The sequence below is a fragment of the Paenibacillus solanacearum genome (assembly GCF_910593845.1).
GTDB lineage: Bacteria > Bacillota > Bacilli > Paenibacillales > NBRC-103111 > Paenibacillus_G > Paenibacillus_G solanacearum.
In genome coordinates this window covers 27,211-39,852 of the sequence record NZ_CAJVAS010000018.1, presented here as the reverse complement: position 1 = coordinate 39,852, position 12,642 = coordinate 27,211, and the positions used below count along the sequence as shown (strand labels likewise).

12 protein-coding genes are annotated in these 12,642 nt (G+C 55.4%); 6 read left to right on the top strand and 6 right to left on the bottom strand.

Annotation, left to right across the window (positions count from 1 at the left end):
- Window positions 1-110 precede the first annotated feature (110 nt).
- The 6 genes from KXG62_RS19100 to KXG62_RS19075 all read right to left on the bottom strand — a co-directional run bounded on the left by KXG62_RS19100 (window position 111) and on the right by KXG62_RS19075 (window position 4,743).
- Window positions 111-563 (bottom strand): EVE domain-containing protein, encoded by a 453-nt coding sequence (locus tag KXG62_RS19100; protein WP_218093604.1) that lies wholly within the window; start codon window positions 561-563, stop codon window positions 111-113.
- A complete protein-coding gene (locus tag KXG62_RS19095; RefSeq protein ID WP_218093603.1) occupies window positions 556-1,140 on the bottom strand; it encodes a DinB family protein in 585 nt (194 codons plus the stop codon). The genes KXG62_RS19100 and KXG62_RS19095 overlap by 8 nt, the downstream gene beginning before the upstream one ends.
- A 67-nt stretch (window positions 1,141-1,207) precedes the next feature.
- Window positions 1,208-2,155, bottom strand: coding sequence for a helix-turn-helix transcriptional regulator (locus KXG62_RS19090; RefSeq protein WP_218093602.1), 948 nt, complete (start codon window positions 2,153-2,155; stop codon window positions 1,208-1,210).
- Between the two features lie 141 nt (window positions 2,156-2,296).
- Window positions 2,297-3,517, bottom strand: a complete 1,221-nt coding sequence (locus KXG62_RS19085) for an RNA polymerase sigma factor (protein ID WP_218093601.1) — start codon at window positions 3,515-3,517, stop codon at window positions 2,297-2,299.
- 6 nt (window positions 3,518-3,523) lie between these two features.
- The gene (locus KXG62_RS19080) at window positions 3,524-3,871 is read right to left on the bottom strand and encodes a YciI family protein (protein ID WP_218093600.1); all 348 of its coding nucleotides are present in this window, start codon (window positions 3,869-3,871) and stop codon (window positions 3,524-3,526) included.
- 131 nt (window positions 3,872-4,002) lie between these two features.
- Complete coding sequence (locus KXG62_RS19075) at window positions 4,003-4,743, bottom strand: MOSC domain-containing protein (RefSeq protein ID WP_218093599.1); 741 nt, start codon at window positions 4,741-4,743, stop codon at window positions 4,003-4,005.
- A 416-nt stretch (window positions 4,744-5,159) separates the two neighbouring features.
- Here KXG62_RS19075 and KXG62_RS19070 point away from each other — a divergent pair, with 416 nt between their 5' ends.
- The 6 genes from KXG62_RS19070 to KXG62_RS19045 all read left to right on the top strand — a co-directional run bounded on the left by KXG62_RS19070 (window position 5,160) and on the right by KXG62_RS19045 (window position 12,604).
- Window positions 5,160-6,161: a LacI family DNA-binding transcriptional regulator gene (locus KXG62_RS19070; protein WP_218093598.1), complete on the top strand. Its 1,002-nt coding sequence runs from the start codon at window positions 5,160-5,162 to the stop codon at window positions 6,159-6,161.
- Between the two features lie 198 nt (window positions 6,162-6,359).
- Window positions 6,360-7,196 carry a phytanoyl-CoA dioxygenase family protein gene (locus KXG62_RS19065; protein ID WP_218093597.1) on the top strand — a complete coding sequence of 279 codons (837 nt, stop codon included), beginning with the start codon at window positions 6,360-6,362 and terminating at the stop codon, window positions 7,194-7,196.
- A 236-nt stretch (window positions 7,197-7,432) separates the two neighbouring features.
- Entirely contained in the window at window positions 7,433-8,167 is a 735-nt protein-coding gene (gene nfsA, locus KXG62_RS19060; protein ID WP_218093596.1) for an oxygen-insensitive NADPH nitroreductase, read from the top strand.
- A gap of 268 nt (window positions 8,168-8,435) precedes the next feature.
- A complete protein-coding gene (locus KXG62_RS19055; protein WP_218093595.1) occupies window positions 8,436-9,503 on the top strand; it encodes a DUF4037 domain-containing protein in 1,068 nt (355 codons plus the stop codon).
- A gap of 558 nt (window positions 9,504-10,061) precedes the next feature.
- A complete protein-coding gene (locus tag KXG62_RS19050; protein ID WP_218093594.1) occupies window positions 10,062-11,102 on the top strand; it encodes a phosphotransferase enzyme family protein in 1,041 nt (346 codons plus the stop codon).
- A 194-nt stretch (window positions 11,103-11,296) separates the two neighbouring features.
- A complete protein-coding gene (locus KXG62_RS19045; protein WP_218093593.1) occupies window positions 11,297-12,604 on the top strand; it encodes a sensor domain-containing protein in 1,308 nt (435 codons plus the stop codon).
- Window positions 12,605-12,642: the final 38 nt, after the last annotated feature.

The following is a 12,642-nucleotide window of genomic DNA, read 5'->3' as shown; positions in this document are numbered from 1 at the left end:
CTTCCTTTCATACGCAATGAATCCATTATGCCCACCCCATGCGAAAACTTTCCATTACTTATGATGAGGCTCTCCGCGCTATACGTAACAGCAAGTTACAAGGCCATCCCTTATCGGATGGCCGCATGCATCGCTTCCGCGATAGTCAAGAAATCTTCACGGTTTATCTCGAAGTGGCCGGTACGGAACGGGTAGCCCCAATTCCGCTTGCCTCGGGTGAAGGACAGCCGATCAAGCAAGCCTTCGATTCTCGCCTCCCGGCAGGGAACATATTCGATGTTCCGGCGGTAAGGTATGAACGTAGCAGACATCGCGTATTCGTATACACGGTCGTCCCTAACCCGGCCAATGGCGGTGAACGCTTGCAACCGCTCGCCGTCTCCCATCTCCGTGCGAGGAGAATAGTACACAAGCCAATCCCCCGGTTGCATCCTGCGTAACGGCGCAGATTTACCGTGACACATCTGGGCGAAGCCGCCACTAACCCCTCGCTGCACGTGCGCCGCCGAGACGACGCCTATCCAATAGGAAGGCTTTCCACCTTCCGTTCCGGGCTCACCCATGCGCTTCCCTCCAAGCGTCGTCCAGACGCATCTTCTGGAGCATATGATGGCGATAGTGCATCTCGATCAGTCGGAACCATTCCAACGCGTTCAATCCGCCGAATCGCGGATGGAGAACCGTATTTCGAACAATCTCCTTCCCCGGTTCTAAACGCACTTGGGTAACCGGATCAAACTCCGGCGCAATCGCTGGTTCGATCTCGACCATCCGACGTACAGTATCCCGCAACCCGCCGACAATTTGTTCCTTGCTTTCCGGTTGCGGCGGCGTGTATTGTGGTGACGGGGGAACTCGGATACGATCCGGCGGGAAGCTCCCCGCCTTGAATAAATCCTCCCCCGGCCTCGTCTTTCCCGCACGTGAGACTTCCGGACTGCCGCCCGGTTCAAGGCACAATGCGACGTTCCTCAAATGCATACACTGCGCGGAACAGATTAAATGCATGTACATCTGACCAAGCGACCATTCGTCTTCCGCCGGCTTCCAAAGCAGCTGATCAAGACTTGAGCCATCCAATTCTCGAATGTAACCGCTGACCGTCTCCTCGAATTTTCGCAACGTTTCTTTCGTATCCATTGCCGAACCCAGCTCCTTTTTGTTTAAGCTGAATCCAGCATACAAAAACGCTACTGACAGCAGTTTGTCAGTAGCGTCCCAGCATTTTTTTGATTTCCTCGCGCAACCGTTCGCACAGCGATTCCGGCTCCAGCACTCGCACCGCTGCACCCCATCCGAGCGTCCATTGAAGGAGGTCTTCCACCCGCCGAACACGGAACGTCGCCAGCCAGCCTTCTTCCCCCGGTGCGAACGACTCCATATAGAAATTGTCCGACTCCTGAACCCGGTCCGCAATGGCTTGATCGACCAGCATGCGGACGGTCACATTCCGATCGTCTACAGGCCGGTGATCCTGAAAGCGAAAACCCGGAACGATTCTGAACGGATCTTCCAGTACGGCAAGCTCGTTCATGCGAGACAGCCGAAAGTGCCGGATGTCTCGCCTCAGCCCGCAGAACGCAACAAGCATCCACACCCCTTGGGAAAAAACGAGCCCGTAAGGATCAACCGTTCGCTCGCTATGACGATATCCGTCCGGATCCGGCAAGTTTTTGGAGTAGCGGAAACGAACCCTGCGCTTCCGCAGAATCGCTTGGCGCAGCTGCTCGAACGTCTCTTTTTCCTGCCCGCGCGTTTTCGCCCCTCTTTCATTCAGCAGCCGAATCGTCGATCGGATCCGTTCGGTCTCCTCGCGCACGTTCTCCGGTAAAATCGCCTCGATTTTCTCCTGCGAACTGCAGGCCTTCGCGCCGTACTCAGCGTCCAGCCTCATTTCGACGAAGTCCGCCCCGATGAGCAGCGCTACCGCTTCTTCCGCCGTGAAGCTGACAGGGGGGAGAAAGTAGCCCTCCATTAAGGAGTAACCTACCCCCGGCGCACCCGCCACCGGAACGCCCGCTTCGCTCAGCGCTTGAACGTCACGGTAAATCGTGCGGATACTCGTCTCGAACTTGGCAGCCAAATCCTCGGCACGCAGCACGCCTTTACGCTGCAACTCAATGACAATAGCCAACATTCGATCGGTTTTGTTCACATCATCCTCTTCCTTTTCTGAAACTTCAAAATGACTTCAAATGCACGTTTGATAAAACTTGCCGTCATTTATTAGGGTTCACCGCGCTATCCGTAACAGCAAGGTTAAGGCACCCTAGCGGGTGCCCTAACCTTGCCGCATTTATATCCCAGAAGCCTGACTGCTTAGAAAATGCCGAACAGATATATCTGTGCTTAGTCCAATAGCACGGCTATAAGCAGAACGGGCATCCTCCGTTCGATGCATCCGTTTGTACAAATGACCGGCAAGTGCCCAATAGGGTTGATAGTTCACTACCTCTGCAGATGGGATAGCTTCCAGCAAGGCAATGCCGCGTTCCAATCCATAAGCCTCCGCAACCGCAGCGGCTCGACCGACTAATGCGCCCAGTGCGGGGTGTATACGAATGAGGCCTTCGTATAACTGCGCAATCGCCTCCCACTCGATCCGCCCGGTCCATAAACGCTGGGCATGCACCGATTGAATCGCAGCCATGAGTTGAAAGCGGCCGATTCCACCGGCTTGCGAGGCGGCATGCAGATAACGTTCCGCCTCCATGATTAAGCTTTGTTCCCATCGAGTACAGGGCTGCTCGGACAGAGGAATATAGTTCCCTTCGTCGTCATGTCGTGCCTCACGGCGCGCTTCACAGTGCAGCATGAGTGCCAGCAGACCGTATACCTCCGGTTCGGATGGGACGAATCGGAGAAGCAGCCTTCCCAGATAGATCGCTTCTTCCGCCAATTTCCTGCGAGGCGAATCGGCAATGGCTGCCTCGTCCCACCCGCTCCCGTAAGCAGCATAAATGGCTTCTAAAACGGAATCGAGACGATCCGGAAGCTCTTCTGCAGCAGGCATTTCAAAAGTGATGCGTTCGGCACGAATTTTTGCTTTTACCCGAGTAAGACGCTGACTCATGGTGGAGGGCTTGATGATGAATGCAGACGCAATTCGGGCTGCATCGATTCCAAGCACCGTCTGCAGCATAAGCGGTGTTCGCATTACAGGATCAATGGCCGGATGCGTACAAAGAAACATCATCCTCAGTCGTTCGTCCGGAAAGGCAGCGTTTGAATTGAGACCCTGTGTACCCTCAGACATGGCAAGGAGTGCCGGCATCGCACTTTCGGATATACGGGTACGGCGGGCACGGTCGATAAGCCGCCTGCGGGCGGCAGTAACCAGCCATGCTTCAGGCTTATCCGGAACGCCGACCTTGGGCCAAGTTTCCAGCGCGGCGAGGAAGGCATCTCCTATGGCATCCTCAACGGCCTGCAGATCCCGCCAATTTACAGCCAAATAGGAGAGCAAACGGCCATAAGCTTCACGTGCCGTTTCTTCAATGACCTGATGAGTTTTCATAGATGACTACTTCACCGCGGGAATGTTTTGTCTGACCTCAACCGTATCGACAGGCCCTCTGGCAGCCCATTCCAATGCGGTGTCTAGATCTGGCACATCAATCACAAATATACCGCCGAGTTGCTCCTTCGTCTCGGGAAACGGTCCGTCCTGAACAGCCATCTCACCACCACGGCGCTTCATCGTGGCAGCGGTCTCAGGCGCATAGAGACCCGAACCGAATACCACAATGCCAGCCTCCCGCAAAGCATGCACATAGTGCGTCCAGCTTGCCAAGTACTCTTGTTGTCGGGCCGGATCCTTTCTTGCCGCAAAATCCTCCTGGCTCTCGTAAAACATCAAAGTGTAACTCATTCAAAACGCCTCCTTGTTAAACTGCATTGAAATATGGTTTCGTTATTATGACGTATAAGCTGTTCCGATTTCTACATTCATACAAAAATTTTATTTTACAACTTTTCTGTTAAAGAAGTGCTGCCCCCGTATTACAAGCTGTCGCTCAAGTATACTTTTTCACCAACACGGACCTCGCCGGTTTGGACAACGGACGCATACACGCCGAAATTCAGTTCCATCTCCTCGTTCACTTTTCGCAGCAGCGAAAGATTCCGTTCCAGCGTATCCGGGTCGATGGAGATCATCGAGCACCGCTCGCAGTACGCGTCCACACGCAATTCCGCCGTCCCTACGAACAACCGCTTCCCGATCCATTCGCCCTCACGAAATGTGTGATCGGCTACGGCCACAACAAGGTTGGCCCGGAACCGCCGGCTGTCCAAGGGCTTCCCCCACAGCGCTTCCAGCTTGCGTAAAGCGGCGTCGGTCACGATCAAGATCGCTCCCGTATCGACTGCCATCAACTCGTCGTCCCGTTCCGCACGATAGCGCATCATGGACATAGGTACGCGGGTATGCGCTTGCATCTCCTTCAGCAGGGCGTCGTCCCAGGTCCATTCCCGTCCATCCGGCGCTGTAACCCGCACGGCGTATGGATCATTGTCGTGCTCCCCGCCCGCGAGTCTTGCTTTGTAACCGAGCATGGCCGGAATGGACCTGGCTGTGATGAAACGGTCCCAGCCTTCCTTGCGCTCATCGATAAAAGCATGGCTGCGATCGCCATACAGCCCATATCGTTCAACCGCGCACCGCTCCAGCCGTTCTCCTGCCAGCGACTTGACGGGGTACCGGTTCATTTCGATCACTTCGCCGACAACCGTTAACGTCATCCATCTTCCTCCTGTGGCATGAAAGAAGCAGCTGCGCGAAGCACCTGCCGTTCATGTTGTTTATGTATTGAATCATTCATCTGCTTCATTATTGAACCCATGAATAAACGATCTACTCGAAACCATTGTATCATGATCCATAGGCACGATTCCACGATCGCTCTTAGTTCCCCGTGCTTTCGTATTTTCGCAAGCCCCTCTTGAATAGGGCGAGCGCTGCCGCCGCTGCGTAAACTGCGACAAGCGGTGACAGCAAGCCCCCCGTTCGGCCCGATTAAACAACGGGCTCCCCTTCCAATTATACTCAGCTCATGTGCGGCTGATAATTCGCTCTTTTGACACGTGTAAATATTGACTTGACATCGCTTAGAGCCCGCGCTATCGTTGATTTACAAAGACAGGCAAGGAGAATGAATATGGTGACAAGAGACGATGTGGCCAGGCATGCAGGAGTATCCGTTGCGGTTGTATCTTACGTGGTGAACAATAAAAACAACGTGAGGGAAGAAACCCGCAGGAAGGTGCTCCAGGCGATCGAGGAGCTTGGGTATAACCCCAATATGGCGGCGCGAAGCTTGAAGACCAAAAAAACGAACCAAATCGGCGTGCTGTTCAACAATCTGGGCAACTCTTTTGAAACGGGAATCTCCTTGGGGCTGGAGCAGCGGGCCAGGCAGCACGATCAATCGCTTATCTTCCAAACGTATGTCCCATCGGAGGAGCACAAATTAAAGGCGATCTTCACGGGCCGCACGGACGGCCTTATCCTGATGGGGCAGAGCTTGAAGCCGGAGACAATCGAGCACTTCTCGAAATTCGGCATCCCCCTCCTATCCGTAATGAAGCCGGTGCATGAGCATGCTTACATGGGAAGCATCGACATTCCATGGTTCGCGGCGATGTGCGAGCTTGTCGAGCATCTCAAATCGCTCGGGCATCGCCAGATCGGGTTTATGGCCAATACGGTGCATGATCATTACCACCATGCGCGGTTTCTTCTTTTTCGGCAGGCAATGGAAGCGGCTGGTCTCGAATTTCAGCAGCAATCGCTGCTGCAGAGCGGCGGCACGCTTGAGTCCGCTTACGAACGCATGAGCCGAAGAATACAAGCGAGCCCGGAGCTGCCGTTCACCGCGATCGTGTGTGCGGGCGACCTGATGGCCATCGGGGTACTGTCGGCCTGCAAAGATTGCGGCTTGTCCGTACCCGCAGATTTGTCGATAGCCGGATGCGAAGATATATTGATGACCTCCCATACGACGCCTACGCTAACGACAATTCACTACCCAAGGAAAGAAATTGGTTATAAGGCCGTCGATGCGATCATGGCGCAAATCAACGGCGCCGACGCCCCGGCGGATACCGGCTTCGGTTATGAGCTAATCGTCCGGCATTCGACGGCGAAGCCTAAGCAATAACCCCTGCGGATAAGCCCTGCCTAAGGGCTATTTGCGCAAGAGCATAAACGAGCTGCGGATAGGTCTGTAGAGCGAAAAATAAGGGTTGATGCTGGAAATATACACGAGTATAATGAAGCCGAAGGATGGAACTACCCGATCCATTCATTTGGTTTTGAGTTAAATTTACACGAGTAAATAATTGTGGAGGTGCTATCTTTGGAACACTTGAATCTCGATCTTTCGACGCTTTCGGCACAATTTGAACGGGACGGCTATTTGCTCCTGCCCGGCGTTCTTTCCGATTCCCGGGTGAAAGAGCTGAACGAAGCGGTAGATCGCATCGTCGCGGAAGAGCCCGAGGCGCTCGCTTACAATGTATACCGCAGTGTCGAGAGAGATCCGTCTATCTTGTCGCTGATCGACCACCCTTCTATTCTGCCGCTGATGGTTCGTCTGCTGGGCTATAACATTCAGCTGCATATTTCCCATCTGACCGTGCGCAAACCGAATCCAAGCGGCGCCAAGACGGCGACCGGCAGTTTCATTAACTGGCATCAGGACGGCCCGCATCCGAAGTTTCCAAGCATCGGCGGACTCACCGCGACGTACTATATTAAAGTTTGTTATATTTTGAGCGACATGTCAGAGCCGGGCCGCGGCAATACGAAGGTCGTCCCCGGAAGCCATCTCCTGCCGCACTTTCAGCCGTCCCAGACCGATGTCAATGTGCCTCTTGAGGGCGAGGTTCCCATCTGCGGCAAGCCGGGAGACGCTTTCGTGTTCGCGCAAAACCTGTGGCACGCCGGGTCGCCGAACCGATCGGAGGCATTCGAACGCCGCCAGCTGTTCATCGGCTACAGCCCGATCTGGATGCGGCCGATCGACTATCACAGCGCCTCGCCGAAGCTGCTGGAAGGGACCGACCCGATTCGCCGCCAGTTGCTGGGCGACATTAGCTCGAACTGCTTCAAGTATTACGTTCCTGAAGCGGCGATGGTCCCGCTGAAGAAGCTGTCGGCGGGAGATTCCGCCGGACCGGATGCGTACCGATAGTAACTGGCTCCGAGCCTGCCGGCGCAGCGCTCGCGCATGGGGAGCGGCTGTTTCGCAGGACGGCGCGGCTTCGCCGCCACTATGCCCGCCGCGCAGGACACACTCTTGCCGGCAGGTTTGACTCCTCCGGGGCAATCCGATAATATCGGACTTGCAACGCATTTGCCGCAATCGCGGAGCCCGAATATGCAGGTTCTGCGCCATGGCGGCCAATACAACGGAGGTGCTGCGAGTCCATGAATCCGGTTATCGATTTATTGAAAAGCCACCGGTCGATCCGTAAGTTTACATCGCAAGCGCTGTCGCCGGAGCAGATCGACGCCATCGTGACGTCGGCCCAGGCCGCCTCGACCTCGAGCAACGTTCAAGCCTATAGCATCATTGCCGTAACCGAGCCTGCGATCCGGTTGGAGCTGGCGCGGCTTGCCGGCTCGCAGGCGTACGTGGAGCAGTCCGGCTTGTTTCTCGTTTTTTGCGCCGATCTTCATCGGATCCGGCAGGCGACGGAGCAGCAGGGCGAGACGTTCCATCAAAATACGGAGAGCTTTATCGTCGCAACCGTCGACGCCGCCTTGGCCGCGCAAAATGCGGCGGTAGCCGCGGAATCGATGGGCCTCGGCGTATGCTATATCGGCTCGATCCGCAACGAGATCGATAGCGTCAGCCGGCTGCTTCGGCTGCCGGAGCTCGTTTATCCGGTGTTCGGCCTGACGATCGGCGTGCCGGATCAAGCGCCGTCGCCGCGACCGCGCCTGCCGAAGCAGGCGGTCGTGCATGAGAACACGTACAAGCCGGAGCAGGCAGCGGCAGGCGTTCAGGCTTATGATGAAGTGATGAGCGAATACTATCAGACGCGCGCCGGCGGCAAGGCCGTGACGAACTGGTCGCGGAGCATCGCCGATAAATACCGCAAGCCGGTACGGGCGCATATGCGCTCGTTCCTCGATGCGCAAGGATTCCGGCTCGATTGACGCCTCCTTCTGGTCTCCGGCCTACGCGCTGGCTGGCGGGAAAAGCGGATATACCTGCTCCGTTCCCCGGCGCAGTGGCGGCACTGATCAACGGCCGCAAGAGCTAGCCCGGCATCTTCCGGACGCGCTGGCCCTTGTGGCCGTTCTGTTTTTCCCATCGCATATTACGGCTATTACGGGCTTCTCTTGTGCCGCACGAAGACGACCCAGATAGACCTATTCTGAGTCTTCATTTGCTGTAACCACTTGGTGAAAGGAGTTTCAATTCGTGAGCGATCATATCACCGGAGTTCAGTTAAGCCAAAGTTTTCATGATAATTATGTCGTGCCTCGTCTTTCGTCTATCGTACCCACATTATCGTTTGCATCAGCGCTTGTCGGCCCGGGTAGCGAGGTTCTAGGTTTCGATACACCCATGTCGCGCGACCATGACTGGGGACCACGTGTGATGATATTCATTCGTGAAGCCGACGTTTCTCAGCGTGAAGCCATATTTGCGGCCCTCCATAGGGCAGCCCCTGCCTCGTTTCATGGTTTTCCGCTTCATGTCGATCAATCGATTGTTACCACCGTTCCCGCTTATTACGGCCGCCGATTAGGGCTCTCACCCGCCAGATTGTTCGATGGATTAGAACTGCTCGACTGGCTGACTGTCCCTTCTCAGACCTTGGCAGAACTTACAGGCGGAGCCGTCTACCGGGATGATTTCGGCGAGCTGACACTCATTCGCGAGCAACTGCGCTTTTATCCGCAGGATGTATGGCTTTTTCTGATGGCATCGGTTTGGAACCGTATCGGACAGGAGGAGCATCTTATGCCCAGAGCAGGCTTTGTGGGAGATGAACTGGGAGCGGCTCTTATTGCATCTCGACTCATTAGAGACGTCATGAGTCTTTGTTTTCTAATCGAACGGCGTTACGCCCCTTACCCCAAATGGTTCGGCACCGCCTTCAGGCAGCTGGCTTGTGCAAATGAGTTATTACCTTATCTGGAAGCAGCACAAAACGCAAAAGAGTGGCGAGAGCGAGAGCAAGCACTATCGGCTACCTATCAGATCGTCGCCCGGATGCATAACGAACTTCAATTGACCGAATCAATTGAAGTGAAGGTAACTCGCTTCTTCGATCGACCGTTTTCGGTAATTGGCGGTAATCGTTTTTCTGAAGCGTTAGTTGCTAATATAGAGGATTCATCGCTGCACAAGCTTGCTGCCTTCAGGTTCGGCGGCATCGACCAGATCAGTGACAACACTGATTTCCGCGCTATCCAGGAACGTTTCCAGTCACCATCTGGCGAGTCAAACCCGCTTCGCGCTTTCTTTGATCGCTTGCTGTAAATTACGACGGAGAGTTGAATGTCCATGATTAGACTCCTGCGATAACGCGAGACAAAACTGTAATTCAAGTTTTGTCTTGCGTTTTATATTTAAGCAAAGCTGTGCCGTTTATTAAAGCAGCTTTGTGTCAGTGTGCAGATTCCGTTCATGGGGAAAAAAGGCAGAAATCGCGAGCAAGGACAAGAAAACTAAAGAACGTTATTTTCAGAAAACGCCTTGTTTCCATATGCTGTAACTTCCCGCGGCGGAGCGCGAATCTGCAAAACGCGAATTTCCCGGATTGACTTACGAACATACATTCGATATATTTTTCATCGTAGAGCGTCTGCTCTTGGAATGATGATTTTCGAACAGGATGGTGTGCATAATGAAACAAACGCACAGCGCAATCGATGAAACGGCTTGCCGTGAACACGCAGTCGGCCGTATCGTTGCGCATCCATATTACGTCGAGTATTCACGGAAACGCACCGAGCCTCTGCGCAAGAGCACACCTGCGGCACCGCATCGCGAGCCGGTCGCAAACCCGCAGCAGACCGGGCAAAGGCGGGATCGCCTATGACAGTGACGTCAGAAGAAGTCCGTGTGACAGACGATCCAGCGGTAAGAGCGTCGGTATTCGCACATGCGGCGCGCACCTTGGACGTTCGAATTGCTGGATATACACCGAACTTTTTGGGCTTGCATAATCGGAAGTGGACGGTGCATACAGACGCCGGCGATTTGTTCCTGAAATGCTACCACCCGAAACGCTATTCGCTGATCGACGCCGCGCGATACGAGAAAATCGAACGCTCGCTGAAGGCGCAGCACGATTTGCACAACAACGGCGTCCCCTGCCCCGCTGTCAAAGCCGCCGCTGACGGCAAACCGGTTCACCTGACGCCGGAGGGACATTTCTACGTTGCCATGCAGTGCGCCGCGGGGCGGACGGCGAAGGCCGGTACGGTAGACCCGCTGCGCATGTACCGGCTCGGCCAGGCGACCGGCCTGATGCATCGCCAGCTTGACCGCAGCTTGCCGCGCGCCGGAACCGGAGCCGAAGCATCCCGAGGCTGGTGGCCCTCCCTCGCGGCGATGCAAGCGGAGTGGCGCAGCAATATGGAAGCGGCGCAGCGGCTGCCGGCGCTTGACGCGCGCCTGCTCGCAGCGATGGAGAAGCAAGGCCGCATCTTGTCCGGCATCGATCTGTCGGTGTTCGACGGCCTCAAGCCCGGATGGGCGCATTGGGATTATTGGGTCGACAACATTTTGTTCGATGAGGATCAGGTAACGGGCCTGATCGATTTCGATACCGTAACCTTCGGCTATCCGGAAATCGATGTCGCCCGCGTGCTGCTATCCGCAGCGCTGGATACGGAGGCAGGAGAGCTGCGCACCTATGCCGCAGAGGCGTTTCTTGACGGTTACCGGGAGCATCGCATCTTCCCTTATAACCGGCTGACGCTGGCATTTCAGCTGCTCTGGTGCAGGGAAGCGCACTGGTGGCTTCAAGGCGCAGTCCAATTCAAGGACGCGCCGCCGAAACGTTTTTCGCAGGAATTGATCTGGCTGACGGAGCAATGGGAGACGCTGGAGGCGCAATTCGCCGACTGGTAAGCGCAGCTCCGTCTGTTCGCCCGGGCGGCGCTTGCCGGGCAATCCGGAACAAGGACTGCATATGGAGCAAAAAATGTTGTCCGTTCGGCAAAACTAATATAGTATAATCGAAACGGACTTGATCGAAGTGTTCCTTGCGGCCGCATGCCGCCGATCCTCTGTTGTCCAATTCAAGCTTCGCTGGAGGAATGCGTTTGTTCATACCGCCCGGTTCAAACTTGCCGCCCGGCCTGGAGAACGATTTGCAGTTGGCTTTGGGCATGGTGGAAGCACTGACCAACAATGCAACGGTCGCTTTTATCGTTTGCGACTTGCGCCATCTCGTCAGCTACATTAACCTTACATTCGTTGAATTGTTCGGCTGGTCGACGCAGGATATTATCGGGCGGCCGAATCCGGTCGTCCCCCCATCGCTGTGGCCGGTGTTCACGAGCCAGCTGGAGGCGCTCGGCTATACCGTGACCGCTACTGAGACGCTGCGGCAGCGCAAAGACGGCTCTCTCTTCCCGGCGAGCGAATCGGTCATGCCGATCCGGAACCAGAGCGGCCAAGCTGTCGCCTACTGCTGCATCATCCGGAACATTACTGTCCGCAAGCAGGCCGAGCTCGCGCTGAAAATGAGCGAACAGCGGTACAAGTCGCTATTCGAGCAAAATCCGGATATCGTCTTCTCCCTCGGCCTGAACGGCGAATTGACGAGCGCCAACGATTCGCTGCGCCGCATCTCGGGCTATCATCCCCAGGAGCTGATCGGTAAACAGGTCATGGATGTTGTGCAAATCGAAGACGGAGACAAGGTACGCCAGCGGTTCATCGATACGAAGCTGCAGTGCCAGCCGCAATCGATCGAGACGAGCGTCCTGCACAAGAACGGCTCCCGGCTTCATCTGCAAAACATCATGCTGCCGATTGTAATCGACGAGGAAGTCGTCGGCGTCTACTGCATCGCCAAAGACATTACGAAGCAGAAAGAAGCGGAGGCTACAATTCATTATTTGGCCTATCACGATACGTTGACAGGCCTGCCCAACCGCCGGCGCTTCAATGAATCGATCCGGCTGTCCATCGAGAACGCCTCTGCGAACCGGTCCAAGCTTGCCGTGCTGCTTATCGATTTGGACAACTTCAAGCAGATCAACGACAGCTACGGCCATGCGGCCGGCGACCGGGTGCTGGAATCGGTAGCCGAACGGCTGAAAGCGGAGGCCGTAAGCGGGTGCATGGCCGCGCGAATGGGCGGCGATGAATTTACGGTGCTGCTGACGGAAGTGCAGGAGGAGGAAGCTGTAGCAGCGGCAGCCGGAAGGCTGATCGATTCGCTATGTCAACCGGTGGCGTTCGGCGCTGTGCAACTGGACGTAACGCCGAGCATCGGGATTGCGATGTACCCGATTCACGGCACCGACGCAGACACGCTGTTGATGCATGCGGATACCGCGATGTATCGGGTGAAAACCGAGGGAAAGAACGGGTACTGCCTTTATTCCGACAAGGAAGCGTAATATACACGGTCCGGCGATGAGCTGGGCCTTTTTGCTGC